The organism is Streptomyces ambofaciens ATCC 23877 (assembly GCF_001267885.1).
Taxonomy (GTDB): domain Bacteria; phylum Actinomycetota; class Actinomycetes; order Streptomycetales; family Streptomycetaceae; genus Streptomyces; species Streptomyces ambofaciens.
Genome location: NZ_CP012382.1, coordinates 2993281 through 3011315, shown reverse-complemented (window position 1 = coordinate 3011315; position 18035 = coordinate 2993281). Strand labels below are relative to the sequence as shown.

15 protein-coding genes and 1 tRNA gene are annotated in these 18035 nt (G+C 73.2%); 7 read left to right on the top strand and 9 right to left on the bottom strand.

What is annotated here, in order from left to right:
- Positions 1-104 precede the first annotated feature (104 nt).
- The gene (locus SAM23877_RS13390) at positions 105-701 is read left to right on the top strand and encodes a histidine phosphatase family protein (protein ID WP_053131381.1); all 597 of its coding nucleotides are present in this window, start codon (positions 105-107) and stop codon (positions 699-701) included.
- 186 nt (positions 702-887) lie between these two features.
- Here SAM23877_RS13390 and SAM23877_RS13385 read toward each other — a convergent pair whose 3' ends face one another.
- Positions 888-2399 carry an NsdA family TPR-like regulatory protein gene (locus SAM23877_RS13385; protein ID WP_053131378.1) on the bottom strand — a complete coding sequence of 504 codons (1512 nt, stop codon included), beginning with the start codon at positions 2397-2399 and terminating at the stop codon, positions 888-890.
- Between the two features lie 297 nt (positions 2400-2696).
- On the opposite strand from SAM23877_RS13385, the gene SAM23877_RS13380 reads away from it, so the two are divergent.
- Complete coding sequence (locus SAM23877_RS13380; protein ID WP_053142430.1) at positions 2697-3080, top strand: hypothetical protein; 384 nt, start codon at positions 2697-2699, stop codon at positions 3078-3080.
- A 45-nt stretch (positions 3081-3125) separates the two neighbouring features.
- Positions 3126-3995 carry a spermidine synthase gene (locus tag SAM23877_RS13375; RefSeq protein WP_053131375.1) on the top strand — a complete coding sequence of 290 codons (870 nt, stop codon included), beginning with the start codon at positions 3126-3128 and terminating at the stop codon, positions 3993-3995.
- Between the two features lies 1 nt (position 3996).
- Here SAM23877_RS13375 and SAM23877_RS13370 read toward each other — a convergent pair whose 3' ends face one another.
- A complete protein-coding gene (locus tag SAM23877_RS13370) occupies positions 3997-4554 on the bottom strand; it encodes a hypothetical protein (RefSeq protein WP_053142428.1) in 558 nt (185 codons plus the stop codon).
- Positions 4555-4685: 131 nt separating this feature from the next.
- Between SAM23877_RS13370 and SAM23877_RS13365 the strand changes: the two genes are divergently transcribed.
- The 3 genes from SAM23877_RS13365 (at position 4686) to SAM23877_RS13355 (ending at position 8557) form a co-directional block, all read left to right on the top strand.
- A complete protein-coding gene (locus SAM23877_RS13365) occupies positions 4686-5522 on the top strand; it encodes a response regulator (RefSeq protein ID WP_079030182.1) in 837 nt (278 codons plus the stop codon).
- Positions 5519-6952, top strand: a complete 1434-nt coding sequence (locus SAM23877_RS13360; RefSeq protein WP_053131372.1) for a sensor histidine kinase — start codon at positions 5519-5521, stop codon at positions 6950-6952. The genes SAM23877_RS13365 and SAM23877_RS13360 overlap by 4 nt, the downstream gene beginning before the upstream one ends.
- Positions 6953-7084: 132 nt before the next feature.
- Entirely contained in the window at positions 7085-8557 is a 1473-nt protein-coding gene (locus SAM23877_RS13355) for a glycoside hydrolase family 18 protein (protein WP_053131369.1), read from the top strand.
- A gap of 216 nt (positions 8558-8773) precedes the next feature.
- Here SAM23877_RS13355 and SAM23877_RS13350 read toward each other — a convergent pair whose 3' ends face one another.
- From SAM23877_RS13350 to SAM23877_RS13335, 4 genes are all read right to left on the bottom strand, one after another.
- On the bottom strand, positions 8774-10213 hold the full coding sequence (locus SAM23877_RS13350; RefSeq protein ID WP_053131366.1) for a GH1 family beta-glucosidase: 1440 nt from the start codon (positions 10211-10213) through the stop codon (positions 8774-8776).
- Positions 10214-10325: 112 nt separating this feature from the next.
- Positions 10326-11237: a carbohydrate ABC transporter permease gene (locus SAM23877_RS13345; RefSeq protein WP_053131363.1), complete on the bottom strand. Its 912-nt coding sequence runs from the start codon at positions 11235-11237 to the stop codon at positions 10326-10328.
- A gap of 12 nt (positions 11238-11249) precedes the next feature.
- Complete coding sequence (locus tag SAM23877_RS13340) at positions 11250-12260, bottom strand: carbohydrate ABC transporter permease (RefSeq protein ID WP_053131360.1); 1011 nt, start codon at positions 12258-12260, stop codon at positions 11250-11252.
- 5 nt (positions 12261-12265) lie between these two features.
- On the bottom strand, positions 12266-13591 hold the full coding sequence (locus tag SAM23877_RS13335) for an ABC transporter substrate-binding protein (RefSeq protein WP_053131357.1): 1326 nt from the start codon (positions 13589-13591) through the stop codon (positions 12266-12268).
- A 364-nt stretch (positions 13592-13955) separates the two neighbouring features.
- Between SAM23877_RS13335 and SAM23877_RS13330 the strand changes: the two genes are divergently transcribed.
- The gene (locus SAM23877_RS13330) at positions 13956-15011 is read left to right on the top strand and encodes a LacI family DNA-binding transcriptional regulator (protein ID WP_053131354.1); all 1056 of its coding nucleotides are present in this window, start codon (positions 13956-13958) and stop codon (positions 15009-15011) included.
- Between the two features lie 102 nt (positions 15012-15113).
- On the opposite strand, the gene SAM23877_RS13325 is transcribed toward SAM23877_RS13330, so the two are convergent.
- From SAM23877_RS13325 to SAM23877_RS13315, 3 genes are all read right to left on the bottom strand, one after another.
- Positions 15114-15186: transfer RNA gene (locus SAM23877_RS13325), tRNA-His, on the bottom strand.
- A gap of 122 nt (positions 15187-15308) precedes the next feature.
- Entirely contained in the window at positions 15309-15911 is a 603-nt protein-coding gene (orn, locus tag SAM23877_RS13320) for an oligoribonuclease (protein WP_053131351.1), read from the bottom strand.
- A 574-nt stretch (positions 15912-16485) separates the two neighbouring features.
- Positions 16486-17676 carry a helix-turn-helix domain-containing protein gene (locus SAM23877_RS13315; protein ID WP_053131347.1) on the bottom strand — a complete coding sequence of 397 codons (1191 nt, stop codon included), beginning with the start codon at positions 17674-17676 and terminating at the stop codon, positions 16486-16488.
- Positions 17677-18035: the final 359 nt, after the last annotated feature.

Sequence of the window (18035 nt, the reverse complement as noted above, 5' to 3'; positions counted from 1 at the left end):
CCTCGGCCCTGGAAGACGCCGGGATCGCCCCCCGGGTTGCCCGTGCGGGGTGTGCGCGATGATGGAGGTGTCCCCTCTGACATTCCTCCCGGAAAGGCCCCTTCATGGCACCGCGCATCCTGCTGGCCCGGCACGGACAGACCGAGTGGTCGCTGTCCGGCAAGCACACCGGCAGGACCGATGTGCCGCTGCTGGAGGAGGGCCGGCGCGGTGCCAAGCTGCTCGGCGAGCGGCTGCACCGGGCGCCGCTCGAAGGGCTGCCCGGCGTCGAGGTGCGCACCAGTCCGCTCGCCCGCGCGCGGGAGACCTGCGAACTCGCCGGCTTCGGCGAGCGCGCCCGGTCCTGGGACACGCTGATGGAGTGGGACTACGGCGCGTACGAGGGCATGACGCCGGACGAGATCCAGGCTGTCCGGCCCGGCTGGCTGATCTGGCGGGACGGGGTCCCGGAGGGCGAGAGCCTGGCGGAGGTCACCGCGCGCGCCGACGAGGTCGTCGCGTGGGCGCGCGAGACGGACCGCGACGTGCTGGTCTTCGCCCACGGGCACATCCTGCGGTCGATCGGGGCGCGGTGGCTGGGGCTGCCGCTGGACTTCGCGGCCCGGATACGCCTGAACCCGACGTCGCTGTCGGTGCTGGGGTGGGCCTACGGGGAGCCGGCGCTGGAGAGCTGGAACGACCTGGGGCACCTGGCGGGCTGACCCGGACCGCGACCGCACCGGCGCGCCCGTGGACCGGTGGGGCGGGGCGCCCGTGGACCGGAGGGTCGGTGCGCCCGTGGACCGGAGGGTCGGTGCGCTGGTGGGCCGGTGGGGCGGCGCGCCCGTGGACCGGAGGGTCGGTGCGCTGGTGGGCCGGTGGGGCGGGGCGCCCGGTGGCGACGGAGGTCACGCCGTGCGGGGCAGGGACGCGTGGCGTTCCAGGAAGGCCGACACCCCCGACGCCCGCCGGTGCGGCAGCAGTACCCGGGCCGTGCCCGCCAGCATCGTGTGGATGCGCGACGACTGGACCTCGCCCAGCAGGTCCAGGACGCGCAGGCCCGCCCCGGCCGCCTCGTCGGGGCGTCCGCCGCGGGCGAGGTCGTCCGCCAGTTCCGCCGAGTACAGCGCGAGGTTCCGGGTGAAGTGCGGGTCCTGCGAATCGGCCGCCCGGCGCGCGTGCCGGGCCGCCCGCGGCCAGTCGCCGAGGGTGGACCAGCACTGGGCCTCGAGCCCCTCCAGCTCGGCCTCGCCGTAGAAGCTCATCCACTCGGGGTCGGCGTCCGAGGGGCCCCGCCCGAAGAAGGCCTGCGCGCGGGCCAGCGCCTGTTCGCAGCCGACCCGGTCGGCGAGCCCGGCCCAGCCGCCCGCCTCGCGCAGCGCGAGCAGGGACATCAGCCGCGCCGAGCCCAGGGGACGGGCGGCGCGCTGTGCGGCCTGCGCCGCCCGTACCGCCTCGCGCGGACGCCCGGCGTCACGGGCGAGGAACGCCATGTTGCAGAAGGCGTGCGCCTCCAGCCCCGGATCGCCCGTCACGCGGGCGGTGGCGAGGGCCTCGGCGTAGTGGGAGCGCGCGTCGTCGAAGCGCCCGGAGTCGTGCGCCAGCCAGCCCACGGAGATCGCCAGTTCACCGGCGCCCGAGTAGAGCCGGTCGGCCGTCGTCTGCCGGGTCGCGCCGGCGTCCAGGAGCGCGTAGGCGGTGCGCAGCGGGGCCGCCGCGCGCCGGTAGAGACCGTCCGCGCCGTGCCGGTCGTCGAGCAGCCGGATCCGGCGGACGGCTTCTTCCAGCGCGCCCGCGTCGCCCGCCCCCGCCCGGCGCACGGGGCGTCCCGCCGCCGCGGCGTCGAGGGCGAGCCCGATGGGCCCCAGCGAGGCGGCGGCCACCGTGGCACCGCTCGTCATGAATGCGCGACGCAGCACGTCGCTCTCCTCGTTGTCGTCTTGCTTGTCGTACAGGTGGTGCGGGTCCTGCGGGTGGTGCGGGTGGTGCGGGTCCTGCTGGTGGTGCCGGCCGTGCTGGTGGTGCGGGTCCTGCGTGTCATACGGCTCGTCCGCCCCTCGTGTCTCACCCGTGGCATGCGGCGGCCCGCCGACGTGCGCGGGGAGCGCGTCCTCGGCGGTGCGCGCCCGGCGTCCGCGTACCGACGAACGGGGCGCGAACCCCAGGTCGGTGAGCGTGCGGCCGGGGAACATGTGCAGGAACACCCGCTCGTACGCGTAGTTGGGGCAACGGATCTCACCCGCCTCGACCCGGCCGACGTAGCGCGCGTCACAGCTGACCCGCTCGCCGATCTCGCGTGCGGCCCGGCGCACCGCCGCAGCGAACTCGGCCGGCGAGCGCTGCCCGCGCAACCGCCGGAAGGCGAGGTTGGGCCGCGGGGGCCGGTCGGGCTGGGCGGAGGTCACCGTCGACGACTCCATGGCCGGGTCCTCTCGTGCGAACCGTCGAACCATGCCGGCCAAGAGGCGACTTGTGGATGTTTCTCCCCATGTCGTCTCCGCGTCCGGCGAGCAAGAACGTACCTGCTGTGACGGAGTCGCTACGCGGTGTTTGGCTACAAACCGGATATCTCATCCCCGATCTGCCATGAACTGCCATCCTTTGCGGCTGACTTCCGCCGTAGCCGTTGACGGTCCGACGCGTTGAACCCTGTGGACCGGGAGACCCCCGACTCCCGACCCGCTCGTCCGAGGAGGAGTTCCGTGGTGGAGGCCGGGATGGATACCAGACCAAGCAGCGATCCCCCCTGCGACGCCTGTGACGTCGTGACCGTGCCGACCCGGCAGGGTCTGGAGGCGGTCGACATCCTCAGGCGGGGCGCCGGTGAGGGAGTGGGACCGGTGATCCACGACGACGGCTGCGACACCCTGGGGTTCCTGGTGCCCTCCGGCACGGCCGCCGCCTGGGACGTGCCGGGCAGCACCTGCACGGAGACGGACGGCCGCGGACTGAGGCTCGACCTGGACCCCGAGCCCCCCGTCGAGGGCTCGGGCTGGCTGGTGCCGCCCGGTGAGGCGGACCTGGCGACCGACCCGGCCGTACTGCGGGCCGCGCTGGGCGAGGCGGCCCGGCTGATCGAGGCCGCCGACAGCTGCCGCTGAGCCGTCCGGCGGCCCGCTGTCCGCGCGCGGTCCGATAATGGTCCGATGGGAAAGTCCAGGAACGCCCGCCGCGGGCGCGCTGCCGCCGAGACCGTCGCCGAGAACGTCGACGGCGGGCTCGCCGAACTCGTCCCCGACCGGGAGCGGCCCAGGGCCTGGACCCTGCTGATCGACGGCGCTCCCCAGTCGCACGTCGACCTGGACGACCCGGCGTACCTGTCCTTCGAGTACCAGCGCCGCCTCGGACACGTCATCGACCTGGCCGCCCCGCCCGGCAAGCCCGTCCAGGCCGTGCACCTCGGCGGCGGGGCCTTCACCCTCGCCCGCTACGTCGCCGCCACCCGCCCCCGCTCCACCCAGCAGGTCGTCGAGCGGGACGCGGGCCTCGTCCGGCTGGTGCGGCGGGAACTCCCGCCCGACCCCGGCGCGCGCATCCGGGTGCGCTCCACCGACGCCCGCGCCGGGCTGGCCAAGGTGCCCGACGGCTGGGCGCACCTGGTCCTCGCGGACGTCTTCAGCGGGGCCAGGACACCGGCCCACCTCACGTCCACCGAGTTCCTCGACGAGGTCCGGCGCACCCTCGCGCCCGGCGGGATCTACGCCGCCAACATCGCCGACGGCCCGCCCCTCGCCCATCTGCGCGGCCAGATCGCCACCGCCGCCGCCCGCTTCCCGGAACTGGCGCTCGTCGCCGACCCGGCCGTGCTGCGCGGAAAACGGTTCGGCAACGCGGTCCTCGTCGCCTCCGACCGGCCGCTGCCGGTCGGGGAACTCACCCGCCGCGCCGCCTCCGACCCCCACCCGGCGCGTGTGGAGCACGGCCGCGCGCTGACCGACTTCACCGGCGGCGCCGCACCCGTGCCGGACGCGGCGGCGGTGGCCTCCCCCGCACCGCCGGCCTCCGTCTTCCGGTGACTCAGTAGCTCCCGATCTCCACCCGCGGCGGGCCGTCGTGCCAGGTGCAGAACACCGACACCCGGTCCGCGCCCGAGGTGAACTCCACCCGGATCCACGACTCCGTCTTCCACACCTGCATCGACCAGCCGGCGCCCGGCGTCGCCGACACCAGGGACGCGGACGCCGTACCGAGGTCGAAGACCGCGCGCCCGCCGTCGGTGTCGTAGCTCCTGACCCGGCCGGACGCCGTGGGGGAGTGATCGGACGCGGCGGGGGCGGAGGGCTTCGCCGTCCGCGACGGCGCGGGGTCCGGCTTCCGAGGCGTTCCGCTCGGGGTGGGCGACGGACTGCCCGACGGCGACGGCCGCCGGGTGGACGACACCGACGGCTTCGCGTCCTCGGCGCCGTCCGGCTCACGCGCGTCCGGCACGGACGCGTCGGCCGCCGTGACGGGCAGCGCGCGGGGCGCGTCGTAGGCCGTGCCCGCCATCACCGTGTGGACGCCCCACCACGACAGGGTGACCGCCGCGCCCGTGGCGAGCAGCCAGGCCAGTACGTGTACGAGTCCTCTGCGCATCGCGGCCATACTGCCTCACCCGTCACACGCGTGTCGCCCCTGCGAGAGGCGGAACGGGGACGAGGCCGGGGCGGGCCGGAGTTGTCCACAGGCCCGCACCGGGCTCGGCCGCATGGCGTACGGTGCCGCCCATGGCAAGTGTGCTCGTGGTCGAGGACGACCAGTTCGTACGCTCGGCGCTCATCCGGCACCTGACCGACGCCGCGCACACCGTGCGCAGCGTCGGTACGGCACTGGAGGCGCTGCGCGAGGTCGCCCATTTCCGCTTCGACGTGGTGATCCTGGACCTCGGACTGCCCGACCTGGACGGCTCCGAGGCGCTGAAGATGCTGCGCGGCATCACCGACGTGCCGGTGATCGTCGCCACCGCCCGGGACGACGAGGCGGAGGTCGTACGGCTGTTGAACGCGGGCGCGGACGACTACCTCACCAAGCCGTTCTCCGTCGAGCACCTGTCGGCCCGGATGGCGGCCGTCCTGCGCCGGGCCAGGTCCGGCCCGGCCGAGGCGGCGCCGTCGACCGTCATCCGGGTCGGCGGCCTCACCGTCGACCCGCTGCGCCGCCAGGCCGAACTGGACGGTGCCCGGCTCGACCTGACCCGCCGTGAGTTCGACCTGCTCGCCTTCCTCGCCGGACGCCCTGGCGTCGTCGTCCCCCGCAGGGAGCTGCTCGCCGAGGTCTGGCAGCAGTCCTACGGCGACGACCAGACCATCGACGTCCATCTGTCCTGGTTGCGGCGCAAACTCGGCGAGACCGCGGCCCGGCCCCGCTACCTGCACACCCTGCGCGGTGTCGGCGTGAAACTGGAACCGCCCGCGGACCAGCCCCCCGTGTCGCCCGCGCAAGCGCCCACCGGGCCCCCCGCGGTCCTGCCCACCGCACGGCCCGCGCAAGCGCCGCCCGAGCGCCCCGCGGGCCCGGCCGCCGGGCCGTCCGCCGGGTCCCCCGGGGCGGAGCCGCCACGATGAGATGGGCCCTGGTCAAGGTGTCGCTGGCGGTCACCGCGATGGTCGTGGTCGCCTTCGCGGTCCCACTCGGCCTCGTCATCCGCGAGATGGCCCGGGACCGTGCCTTCGCGGGCGCCGAGCGGGAGGCCGCCGCCGTCGCCCCGGCGCTGTCCATCACCACCGACCGCGACCAGTTGGAGCGCGTCGTCGCCTCGGCCGGCTCCGACGCCGGGATGGCCGTGCACCTGCCGGCGTCCGGCGCGCGGGCCGACGGCACGGACGGCGGAGCAGGGCGCGGCACCGAGATCGGCCGCCGGCGCGCCGGGGACGAGGACATCGCCGCCGTCCGCGAGATGGGCCGCGCCTCGACCGCCGAGGTGTCCGGCGGCTTCGCGCTGCTCCAGCCGGTCGCGCTCAGCACCGGCGAGATCGCCGTCGTGGAGGTCTACGTCCCCGAGTCCGCGGTCACCAACGGAGTCGGCACCGCCTGGGCGGTGCTCGCCGGGGTCGGCATCGCCCTGATCGTCGGCTCGGTGGCGGTCGCCGACCGGCTGGGCGTGCGCATGGTGCAGCCCGCGCAGCGCCTGGTGGAGGGCGCCCACGAACTGGGGGAGGGGAAGCTGGGGGCACGGGTGCCGGAGGAGGGGCCGAACGAACTGCGGCTCGCGGCGGTCGCCTTCAACTCCATGGCCGACCAGGTGGTCCAGCTCCTGGCCAACGAGCGGGAACTGGCCGCCGACCTGTCCCACCGCCTCCGCACCCCGCTGACCGTGCTGCGCCTCAACGCGGCCTCGCTCGGCGAGGGTCCGGCCGCCGACCAGACCCGGGCCGCCGTCGAACAACTGGAGCGCGAGGTCGACACGATCATCCGCACCGCCCGGGACGCCAAGCCGCAGACGGCCGCCGCCGGCCCCGGCGCCGGGTGCGACGCGGCCGAGGTGGTCCGGGAACGGATGGGGTTCTGGTCCGCGCTCGCCGAGGACGAGGGCCGCAAGTGGCGGGTGGCCGGCGCCGACCGGCCGGTGCGCATCCCCGTGGCACGCGCCGACCTGGCCGCCTCCCTCGACGCCCTGCTCGGCAACGTCTTCCGGCACACCGCCGAGGGCACGGCCTTCGCCGTCGACCTGCACAACGGTGAGGACGCGGTGATCGTGCTGGTCTCGGACGCGGGCCCCGGCATACCCGACCCCGAGGCGGCGATGGCCCGCGGCCGGGGTTCGGGCCACGACGGGTCGACCGGCCTCGGCCTGGACATCGTGCGCCGGCTGGCGGAGTCGACGGGCGGCGACGTCCGGATCGGCTCCTCCGTGCTCGGCGGCACCGAGGTACGCATCTGGATACAGCTGGACGGGCGGGCGGCACCGGCGCGGCGTGGGCACCGCGGCACCGTCCGGCGCCGCCGCACCCCCCGGCCGGTCTCCACCTTTAATCGCTCCCGATCCCTTCCTTAAGCCCGCCCTAAGATCACCAAGCCCCGTCCGGATCAGGCCCTTTGCCCGTTTCCGGCTCGCTAGCGTGCTGCCGCACCCCCACCCCACGCCCCCCGCCCCGCGGGGGCCGTGAACAACGAAGGCAGGCACGTGATGAGCACCCACCGGCGCAGGATCAGTGGCAGGAACAAGGCGATCGGCGCCGTCGTCGCGGCCGCCGTCGCCGGCGGTGGCGCGCTGATGTTCACCAGTACCGCCCAGGCGGCCGGAGTGGGCGCCGCGTACACGCGGACCAGCGCGTGGTCGACCGGCTACACCGCCCAGTACGTCGTGACCAACGACAGCGGGCAGCCGAAGACGGACTGGACGCTGGAGTTCGACCTGCCGGCCGGCGCGAAGCTCGGGTCGCTGTGGAACGCCGGCTCGAGCGTCAGCGGGCAGCACGTCACCGTGACCCCGCCCGCGTGGGACACGGACGGTCTGAAGGCCGGCGAGTCCGTCACGGTCGGCTTCGTCGTCGACGGCACGGACGCCCCGACCGGCTGCCTGATCGACGGCGCCGCGTGCTCGACGGACGAGGGCGCCACCCCGCAGCCCAGCGGCCGCCCGACCGAGCCCCCGGCGACCTCGGCGCCCACCCCGGCCCCCACGGCCACCGCCACCACGCGGCCCACGCCCACCGGCACCCCCACCAGCCCGGCGCCCACCGAGACCCCCGGCACCGGTGACGCCACCGGCGCCGGCTTCGCGCCCTACGTCGACACCTCTCTCCACCCGGCCTTCGACCTGGTCGCCAGTGCCGAGGCGACCGGCGTCAAGGAGTACAACCTGGCCTTCGTCACGGACGGCGGCGGCTGCACCCCCGCATGGGGCGGCGTCACCGACCTCGCGACCGACGCCGTGGCCGGTCAGATAGGCGCCCTGCGCGCCGAGGGCGGTGACGTCCGCGTCTCCTTCGGCGGCGCGGCCGGCTCCGAACTGGCCACGACGTGCAGGTCGGCGGAGGCGCTGGCGGCGGCGTACGGCAAGGTCGTGGACACCTACGGGCTCACCAAGGTCGACTTCGACGTGGAGGGCGGCGCACTGCCGGACACGGCCGCCAACACCCGCCGTGCGCGGGCCGTCGCCGCCCTGCAGAAGCAGCACCCGGACCTGGACGTCTCCTTCACCCTCCCGGTCATGCCCGAGGGACTGACCCAGGCGGGCGTCGACCTCCTCGCCGACGCGAAGAAGAACGGGGTGAGGGTCGACGGCGTCAACATCATGGCGATGGACTACGGCCCCGCCTACAGCGGCGACATGGGCACCTACGCCGAACAGGCGGCCACCGCCACCCAGGCCCAGATCGCGGGGGTGCTCGGCCTGTCCGACGCCGAGGCGTGGAAGACGGTCGGCGTCACCCCGATGATCGGCGTCAACGACGTCGTGACCGAGGTCTTCCGGGTCGACGACGCCACCCAGCTGGTGAAGTTCGCCGAGTCCAAGGGCCTCGGCCGGCTGTCGATGTGGTCCGCGACCCGCGACAAGGCCTGCCCGGGCGGCCCCAAGCCCGCCGCCGACGCGACGTGCAGCTCCGTCGACCAGGAGAAGGACGCCTTCGCGAAGGCCTTCGCCGCCTACAAGTGAGGCCTTGCGGGGCGACGGCCCGCGGGTGACGGCCTGCGCGTGGCCGCCCGCGCGTGGCCGCCCGCGCGTGACGGCCTGCGCGTGACGGCCCGCGCGTGACGGCCTGCGCGTGGCCGCCCGCGCGTGACCGGCGACAGCCGGCCGAGGCGCCCGACACGCGGGGCGCGGCACCCCCCGGATGCCGCGCCCCGCCACCGCTCCCCCCGGTGCGGTGGTCTACTCGGCCGCGTCCACCGGCGGCAGCGTCCCCGTGCGGGCCGCCCGCCCGTACCAGAGGGCGCTCGACTTCGGGGTGCGCTGCTGGGAGGCGTAGTCGACGTACACCGCGCCGAACCGCTTCTCGTAGCCGTAGGCCCACTCGAAGTTGTCCAGCAGGGACCACAGGTAGTAGCCGCGCACGTCGGCGCCGTCGGCGATGGCCCGGCGCACCGCGCGCAGGTGGCCGTCGAGGTAGGCGACCCGCTCGGGGTCGTGCACCGTGCCGTCCGCGCCGGGCTTGTCGTCGTAGGCGGCACCGTTCTCGCTGATGTACAGCGGCAGGCCCGGGGCCTCACGGTTGTAACGCATGATCAGCTCGTGCAGGCCGGTCGGGTCGACGCTCCAGCCCATCTCGGTGTGCTCGCCCGGCGGCTGGTGGAAGGCCACGTCCTCCGCGGCGGGCCACGGCGAGTGCTCGCTCGCGCCGTGACCGTCGGCACGCGGGGCGCGCGAGTCCGCGTCGGCCGCCGACACCACGGTGGGCGTGTAGTAGTTGAGGCAGATCGCGTCCAGCGGCTGGCGGATCACGCCCAGGTCGCCGTCCTCGACGAACGACCAGTCGGTGACCGGCGCCGTCGCCTCCAGCAGCGTCTGCGGATAGGCGCCGTGCAGGATCGGGCCGTGGAAGATCCCGCCGGAGAGGTCGTCGATCTTCCGCGCCGCCGCCAGGTCCGCCGGCTGCCGCGACAGCGGCCGGACGACCGAGGTGTTGAGGCTGATCGCCACCGAGTTGCGGGCCGGCATCACCGAGCGCAGCGCCACCGTGCCCAGGCCGTGCGCCAGGTTCAGGTGGTGCGCGGCGCGCAGCGAGGCCACCGGGTCGGTCCGGCCCGGGGCGTGCACCCCGGAGGCGTAGCCCAGGAAGGCCGCGCACCAGGGCTCGTTGAGCGTGATCCACTGCTCCACCCGGTCGCCGAGTGCCTCGCCCACGATCTGCGCGTACTCGGCGAACCGGTACGCCGTGTCCCGTGCGGGCCAGCCGCCCGCGTCCTCCAGCTCCTGCGGCAGGTCCCAGTGGTAGAGCGTGACGGCCGGCTTGATCCCGGCGGCCAGCAGCTCGTCCACCAGACGGCGGTAGAAGTCCAGGCCGCGCTGGACGGCGGGCCCGCGGCCGGTCGGCTGCACCCGGGGCCAGGAGACGGAGAAGCGGTACGCGCCGAGCCCCAGCTCCGACATCAGCGCCACGTCGTCGCGGTAGCGGTGGTAGTGGTCGACAGCGATGTCACCGGTGTCCCCGCCCGCCGTCTTCCCCGGCGTATGGCTGAAGGTGTCCCAGATCGAGGGGGTACGGCCGTCCTCCCGCACCGCGCCCTCGATCTGGTACGCCGAGGTGGCGGCGCCCCACAGGAAGGCGGGGGGGAAGGTCACCGGGGTCACCGGCGTTGCGGACTCAAGCATGGAAGCGCTCCCATAGCAGGTCGTGACGGGTCGTGGAAGACCGACGGGTGGGAAGGACGAGGGGGGAGGACGGGGCCGGGACAACGCTGACCCGGCCCCCGGGGGTGGGGTGTCAGCCCTTGACGGCGCCCTGCATGATGCCGCCCACGATCTGCTTGCCGAAGATCGCGAAGACCAGCAGCAGGGGCAGCGTGCCGAGCAGCGCGCCACCCATGATCAGGGCCTGGTCCGGGGTGAAGCCGCGGCCGAGGCCCGCCACCGCCACCTGCACGGTCGGGTTGCCGTTCTGCGTCAGCACCAGGAACGGCCACAGGAAGTCGTTCCACACCTGCACGAACATCAGCATGCCCAGCACGGCCATCGCGGGCCGCGCCGCCGGGAACACCACGTGCCAGATCACGCGCCAGCTGCTGGCGCCGTCCACGCGGGCGGCCTCGATGATCTCGTCCGGCAGCGCCTGGAGCAGGTACTGCCGCATGAAGAACACACCGAACGCGCTGACCAGCGACGGGAAGATCACCGCCTGGAGCTGGTCGGTCCAGTCCAGCTCGGCCACCATCATGTACAGCGGAATGATGCTGAGCTGCGGCGGGATCATCATCGTGCCGACCACGGTCAGCATCAGCGCGTTGCGGCCCCGGAACTTCAGCTTGGCGAAGGCGAAGCCGGCGATCGTCGACAGGAAGACGACGGTGACCGCCGAGATCCCCGCGACGATCGTGGTGTTGAGGATCGCCTCGCCCATGTTGGCGTCGGTCCAGGCGATCTCGATCTTGTCGAGGAGGTTGCCGCCGAACCAGAACGGCGGCGGTGTCTGGGCCAGCCGCTGGTTGTCGCGGGACGCGGCGATCGCCGTCCACACCAGCGGGAACAGCGAGCCCAGGGTGAACAGGGCGAGGATGATGTACGCGATGGGGCCGGCGTGCATCTGGCCGCCGGCCCGGGCCGACCTGGGCCGGCGTCGGCCCCGCCTGGGCGGCTCGGGCACCGGCTCGGCCGGGGGTTTCGTCAGGGTCGTCGTCACGGCCGGTTCTCCTTAACTACTGGCGCGCAACCGGCGCGAGATGACGTAGTTGACGATCCCGATCACGATGAGGATCAGGAACATCGTCCAGGCGATCGCGGAGGCGCGGCCCAGGTGCTGGTTGATCCAGCCCTGCTCGTACAGGTACAGGCCGAGCGTCTGGAACTGGTGCTGGGAGCCGCCCGAGGCGCCCTTGTTGGCGTCGAACAGCAGCGGCTCGCCGAACAGCTGCGAGGCGCCGATGGTCGACACGACGACCGTGAAGAGGATCGTAGGACGCAGCTGGGGCAGCGTGACGTGGATGAACTGCCGCCACCGGCTGGCACCGTCCAGCGCCGCCGACTCGTACAGGTCCTGCGGGATCGCCTGCATCGCCGCCAGGTAGATCAGCGCGTTGTAGCCGGTCCAGCGCCAGATGACGATCGACGAGACGGCGATCTGGGACGGCCACTTGTCGCTCTGCCAGTCGATCTTGTCCAGACCGATCAGGTCGAGCGCCCAGTTGATCATGCCGTAGTCGCGGCCGAAGAGCAGCACGAAGACCAGCGAGGCGGCGGCGATCGAGGTCGCGTACGGCGCCAGCATCACGACGCGGTAGAAGGTGGAGCCGCGCAGCTTGTAGTTGAGGATGTGCGCCAGGCCCATCGCCATCAGCAGCTGCGGCACCGTGGAGATGATGCCGATGGTCAGCGTGTTCTTCGCGGCGTTCCAGAAGAACTCGTCGTCGAAGATCCTGGTGAAGTTGTCCAGGCCCACCCACTCCATGTCGGTGGGCGCGGTCAGCTCCACCGTGTGCAGCGAGGCCCAGCCGGTGTAGAGCAGCGGGAACAGGCCGAAGGCCGCGAAGAGCAGGAAGAACGGGGAGACGAAGGCGTACGGGCTCCAGCGCAGGTCCCGCTGCCAGCGGCGGGAGAGCCGGGCCCGTTTCCTCGCCTCCTCGGGAGAGGCCGCGTCACCGGGCGGCCGGCCCGGGGCCGCGCCCCCCTTGACGGGGGGCGCGGTGGTGTCGTGCCGGGTGGTCATTCCGGTCACTTCTCCAGGTTGTTGTCGATGGTCTTGGTGGCGTTCTCCCAGGCCTCCTTGGGCGACTTGCCCTGGGTGACGAGGATGACGCCGTTGTCCGTCAGACCCTGCTGGATGATCTGGTCCTTCGGGCCGATCACCTGGGCCGGGATGGACTCGGCGGCCTTGGCGAAGATCTCACCGATCGGCGCGTCACCGGTCATCTCGTTCTTGGCACCGGCCACCTGCGGCAGCTTGTGCGCGGCCGGCGAGCTCGGGAAGCTGCCCTGCACGGCGAACAGCTTGGCCTGCTGCTCCGGCGCGGTCAGCCAGGCGACGAACTTCTGCGCCTCCTCGACGTTCTTGCCGCTCTTGGGCACGCCCAGGAAGGAGCCGCCCCAGTTGCCGGCCGTCGGCGCCGCGGCCACGTCCCACTGGCCGGCGGCCTCGGGCTGGGACTTGGCCTTGATGGTGCCGAGCATCCACGGCGGGCAGGCGACGGTGGCGAACAGGTTGTTGGAGATGGTCTGCTCCCAGGCCGGCTGGAACTGGGTCTGCGCCTGGACCAGGTCCTTCTCGGCGGCCTCCGCGGTCAGGTCGAAGGCCTCCTTGACGGCGGGGTTGGTCTTGTAGACGACCTTGCCGGAGGTGTCGTAGAACTTCTCCTCCTGGCCGCCGAGGATGGCGTTGATCAGACCGCCGGGCGAGTCCATGAAGTAGGTGTCCTTGCCGGCACCCTTCTTGTACTTCTCGCCGGCGTCGATGAACTTCTTCCAGTCGCCGGCCCACAGCGCGCTGACCTCGTCGCGGGCGGTGGGCAGGCCCGCCTTCTCGAAGAGGTCCTTGCGGTAGCAGATGGCCATCGGGCCGATGTCGGTGCCGAGGCCGACCGCCTGGCCGTCCTTGGTGACGCCCTGCTTCCACTTCCAGTCCAGCCAGCCGCCGGGCTGCACGCCCTCGACCTTGGACAGGTCGACGAACTTGTCGGCCTGGGTCTCGACCACCTCGGCTATGTTGCCGACTTCGATGGCCTGGACGTCCTGCAGACCGCTGTCGGTGGTGAGGTGGTTGACCAGAGCGGGGTAGTAGTTCTCGTTCCGCTCGGTGACCGTCTCCTCGATGTTGATGTCCGGGTTGAGCTTCTCGTACTCCTCGTAGAGCCCGGCCTCCTTGAAGCCCATGGTGCCGAACAGGCCGAGGGTGATGGTGGTCTTGCCGCTGCTGTCGCCCGAGGAAGAGTTGTCCTCGTCCTTGCCGTCGTCGGCACAGCCGGTCAGCAGCCCGGCGCCCAGCGACGCGACGGCCGCGATGACCACCGCTCTGCGGGCGGTTCGTGTGCGTGCTGCTCGCATTGCGTCCTCCTGTTGCCCTGACGTGCCGACCCCCCGGCCAACTACTGGGTTGGACCCGCTGCTTCATGTGGTTCGTTCGACGCTGCGGCTCGGGCGGGGAACGTGCGGGATGTGTATGTGCCAGGTAGTGTGGGAGCGCTCCCACAAGTGATGTGTTGAAGAGTCGTCGGTCCGGGCGGGGGTGTCAAGGGAGCTGACGCGAGGAAGTCCGTTCAGTTATCGGCCTGTTAACTGGACGCCGCGAGCGGCGATGGGACACCTTCCGACGACGGGTGACGGGCCCGGAGCCGGTCATTAGACCCGACCGGCCTGTTAAATTCCAGGCCAGCCGCAGAGTGCGGGGTCTCGACGGGAGGCGGAGCCGATGGCAAGCCACGGAGCGCGTGGGCGGAGCGGTGGCCGGCCCACCCTCGAAGAGGTGGCGGCACGGGCGGGCGTCGGCCGCGGCACGGTCTCCCGGGTGATCAACGGCTCTCCCCGGGTCAGCGACGCGACCCGGGCGGCCGTCGAGGCGGCGGTCGCGGAGCTCGGCTACGTCCCGAACACGGCGGCCCGCGCCCTGGCCGCCAACCGCACGGACGCGATCGCGCTGGTCGTCCCCGAGCCGGAGACGCGTTTCTTCGCGGAGCCGTACTTCTCGGACATGCTGAAGGGTGTCGGTTCCGAGCTGTCCGACACCGAGATGCAGCTGCTGCTGATCTTCGCGGGCAGCGACCGGGAGCGGCAGCGCCTCGCCCAGTACCTGGCGGCGCACCGGGTGGACGGCGTGCTGCTGGTCTCGGTGCACGCCGACGACCCGCTGCCCGACCTGCTGTCCCAGCTGGAGATCCCCGCGGTGATCAGCGGCCCGCGCTCGGCCGCGGAGTCGCTGGCGTCGGTGGACTCGGACAACTACGGCGGCGCCCGCTCGGCCGTGGAGCACCTGCTGGCCCGGGGGCGCCACCGCATAGCGCACATCACCGGCCGCCTCGACGTCTACGGCGCCCAGCGGCGCGTCGACGGCTACCGGGAGGCGCTGCGCGACGCGGGGCACGAGCCGGACGAGGGGCTGATCGAGGCGGGGGACTTCACCGAGGAGGGCGGGCGCCGCGCCATGGCGGAGCTGCTGCGCCGCCGCCCCGACGTGGACGCGGTCTTCGCCGCCTCGGACGTCACCGCGGCCGGCGCCGGTCAGGTCCTGCGCGAGGCGGGCCGTCGCATCCCGGACGACGTGGCTCTGGTCGGCTACGACGACTCGGCCATCGCCCGTCACATGGAGCCGCCGCTGACCAGCGTGCGCCAGCCCATCGAGGAGATGGGCCGCGCGATGATCGACCTGCTGCTGGCCGAGATCGCGGACCGTCGGCCGGCGGTCTCGCGCGGGCTGGACCGGCATCAGGTGGTGCTGGCGACGGAGCTGGTGGAGCGCAGGTCGTCGTGAGGGTGGGGGAGCGGGGCGGCACGGGGTGCCGTGCGGCCCCGCCGGCCCGTCAACGCGATCAGCCGGTGCCCCTCTTCCGAGGGGCACCGGCTGATCGTTCAGGGTGAGTGACGGGACTTGAACCCGCGGCCACCTGGACCACAACCAGGTGCTCTACCAACTGAGCTACACCCACCAAGGCCGGTGCTGGAATCCCGCGTGGCGGGCTTCCCCGACCGGCTGAGAAAAAGTGTACAGGGTCCGAAGGGGTGCTCGCGCCAGCCTTTCCCGGCGCCGCCGGGCGCCGGGCCGGCGCCCCTACGGGGCGGGCACCACGTGCTTGGCGGCGATCGCCTTCGCGGTGTCGGAGTCGGGGCCCGGCTGCGGTACGAAGACGGCCTCCCGGTAGTAGCGCAGCTCGGCGATGGACTCGCGGATGTCGGCGAGCGCGCGGTGGTTGCCGTTCTTCTCGGGGCTGTTGAAGTACGCCCGCGGGTACCAGCGGCGGGCCAGCTCCTTGATCGAGGAGACGTCGACGATCCGGTAGTGGAGGTAGCTCTCCAGCGTGGACATGTCCCGCAGCAGGAAGCCGCGGTCGGTGCCGACGGAGTTGCCGCACAGCGGGGCCTTGCCCGGTTCCTTCACGTGTTCGCGCACGTACGCGAGGACCTGCGCCTCGGCGTCCGCGAGGGTGGTGCCGCCGTCGAGCTCGGCGAGCAGGCCGGACGCGGTGTGCATCTGACGCACCACCTCCGGCATCGTCTCCAGCGCCCGCTCCGGCGGACGGATGACGATGTCGACACCCTCGCCGAGGATGTTCAGCTCGGAGTCGGTGACGAGGGCGGCAACCTCGATGAGCGCGTCGTCGGACAGCGAGAGGCCGGTCATCTCGCAGTCGATCCACACCATGCGATCGTTCATGCGGACACCCTACGGCCGGTGTCCGCGGTCCGGTCCCCCGGCGTCGGTGTCGGCCTCGCCCGAGGCCTCGCCCCCGGCCCGACCGCGGACCGGACGGCCTTGAGGACCGGACGGCCTCACGCCCGGACGGCCCCGTCCGTCCCCGGGCCGGCCGCGCCCTCCGATCCCGGGGCGCGCCGCGGAGCGGGCCGGGCAGGCCGAGGGAGGGGCTGCGTCCCACCAGGGCGTATGCGGCATCAGGAGATGCGGGGTGCCGGGCGGGCCCGAGGCGCCGGACGGGTCGAGGTGCTGCACGGACCCAGGCGCGCCGGACGGGTCAGGTGCTGGACGGGCCGGACGGGCCGGTGCCCCACGAGGCCGGGGTGCCCCACGAGGCCGGGGTGTCCGACGAGGCCGAGGTGCTGGGCGGGCCCAGGCGCACCTGACGGGTCGAGGTGCCGGACGGGCCGGGTGCCTGGCGGGCCGGACGGGCCGGTGCCCGACGAGGCCGGGGTGCCCCACGCGGCCGGGGTGCCCCACGAGGCCGGGGTGCCGGACGGGCCCGGTGGGCCCGTCCGGCGGGTGCTGCGTCACGTCAGGGTGCGCTGCGTTGCCCCGGCAGGCTCCCCGCCGCCGGCATCGGCGGTGCCGTGCGGCGGGTCTGGTACGGGACCGCGCTTTCCGGCGGCAGGGCCGCGGCCTCGGGCGGGGCGGGGACCCGGGAGGCCGCCTCGGCGCCGGACTCCGGGTCCACCGGACGGTCGCCCTGGGGGCGGCGCGCCCGGTAGGCGGCCCGGTAGGCGGCCGGTGACGAGCCGAGCTGCCGGCGGAAGTGGCCGCGCAGGGCGACCGGCGAGCGGAAGCCGCAGCGGCCCGCGACCTCGTCGACCGAGTAGTCCGACGTCTCCAGGAGGCGCTGCGCCTGGAGGACCCGCTGGGTGATGAGCCACTGCAGCGGCGCGCTGCCGGTCAGCGAACGGAACCGGCGGTCGAAGGTGCGGCGGCTCATGTACGCGCGGGCCGCCAGCGTCTCCACGTCGAACTGCTCGTGGAGGTGCTCCAGAGCCCAGGCGACGACCTCGGCGAGCGGGTCGGCGCCGATCTCCTCCGGTAAAGACCGGTCGAGGTAGCGCTCCTGGCCGCCCGCGCGGCGCGGCGGCACCACCAGGCGGCGGGCCAGCGCACCGGCCGCCTCGTTGCCGTGGTCGGTGCGCACGATGTGCAGGCACAGGTCGATGCCCGCGGCCGTGCCCGCCGACGTCAGCACGTCCCCGTCGTCCACGAACAGCTCGCGCGGATCGACGTGGACCGACGGATAGCGCTTGGCCAGCGTCGGCGCGTACATCCAGTGCGTGGTGGCGGGCCGGCCGTCGAGCAGCCCGGCCGCCGCCAGCACGAACGCGCCGGTGCACAGGCCGACGATGCGTGCGCCCTCCTCGTGCGCCCTACGCAGGGCGTCGAGGGCTTCCTCGGGTGGCGGCGAGGTGATCGATCGCCAGGCGGGTACGACGACCGTCCCGGCGCGGGAGATCGCCTCCAGCCCCTGGGGCGCGGTGAGTTCCAGTCCCCCTGTGGTCCGCAGGGGTCCCTCCTCACCGGCGCACACCAGTAGTCGGTAGCGCGGTACGCCGGCGTCCTGGCGGTCGATCCCGAACACCGACAGCGGTATGGAACTCTCGAAGATGGGACCGCCGCTGAACAGCAGCACTGCGACGATCTCCTTGCGGCGTCGCCCGGAGAGCTTCCGGGCCGCGGCTTCCGGCGCGGCAGTGGAGTCGTGGCTCATAACTGCTAAGCCCCCCTCGGTGGTCGCGGCGCCCCTAACTTGTCGGGCCTGTCGCTCCAGCACGTTTCCCCTCGGTCCTGCACGAGTCCCCCGCCGTAGACAGTCAAGATCGAATCTACTGTGTCCGGTCGTGCCGAGGTGGCCGGTTCGGCACTTGGGACATTGTCGACATGGCAACTTGGCGTGAAGCAGTCGATCACGAAGCGTTGCACTCCGGGGCGCCACAGGGAAGTGCGCCTTGTGTCAGTGGCCAATCCCCGTAGGGTGCGCAGGGCCCCTGAGACCCTTTCCGTGCAGGTGGAACGGGGGATGGGGGGTGGTGAGGGGCAGGGATGAGCCACCCTGGGAAGTTGGCTGAA

Bases quoted from the DNA above. Each gene is read 5' to 3' on its own strand.
- SAM23877_RS13355 (WP_053131369.1), top strand. From the start codon at position 7,085: ATGAGCACCCACCGGCGCAGGATCAGTGGCAGGAACAAGGCGATCGGC.
- orn (WP_053131351.1), bottom strand. From the start codon at position 15,911: ATGAACGATCGCATGGTGTGGATCGACTGCGAGATGACCGGCCTCTCG.
- SAM23877_RS13385 (WP_053131378.1), bottom strand. From the start codon at position 2,399: ATGGAGTCGTCGACGGTGACCTCCGCCCAGCCCGACCGGCCCCCGCGG.
- SAM23877_RS13375 (WP_053131375.1), top strand. From the start codon at position 3,126: ATGGGAAAGTCCAGGAACGCCCGCCGCGGGCGCGCTGCCGCCGAGACC.
- SAM23877_RS13340 (WP_053131360.1), bottom strand. From the start codon at position 12,260: ATGACCACCCGGCACGACACCACCGCGCCCCCCGTCAAGGGGGGCGCG.
- SAM23877_RS13315 (WP_053131347.1), bottom strand. From the start codon at position 17,676: ATGAGCCACGACTCCACTGCCGCGCCGGAAGCCGCGGCCCGGAAGCTC.
- SAM23877_RS13370 (WP_053142428.1), bottom strand. From the start codon at position 4,554: ATGCGCAGAGGACTCGTACACGTACTGGCCTGGCTGCTCGCCACGGGC.
- SAM23877_RS13380 (WP_053142430.1), top strand. From the start codon at position 2,697: ATGGATACCAGACCAAGCAGCGATCCCCCCTGCGACGCCTGTGACGTC.
- SAM23877_RS13335 (WP_053131357.1), bottom strand. From the start codon at position 13,591: ATGCGAGCAGCACGCACACGAACCGCCCGCAGAGCGGTGGTCATCGCG.
- SAM23877_RS13390 (WP_053131381.1), top strand. From the start codon at position 105: ATGGCACCGCGCATCCTGCTGGCCCGGCACGGACAGACCGAGTGGTCG.
- SAM23877_RS13360 (WP_053131372.1), top strand. From the start codon at position 5,519: ATGAGATGGGCCCTGGTCAAGGTGTCGCTGGCGGTCACCGCGATGGTC.
- SAM23877_RS13365 (WP_079030182.1), top strand. From the start codon at position 4,686: ATGGCAAGTGTGCTCGTGGTCGAGGACGACCAGTTCGTACGCTCGGCG.
- SAM23877_RS13350 (WP_053131366.1), bottom strand. From the start codon at position 10,213: ATGCTTGAGTCCGCAACGCCGGTGACCCCGGTGACCTTCCCCCCCGCC.
- SAM23877_RS13330 (WP_053131354.1), top strand. From the start codon at position 13,956: ATGGCAAGCCACGGAGCGCGTGGGCGGAGCGGTGGCCGGCCCACCCTC.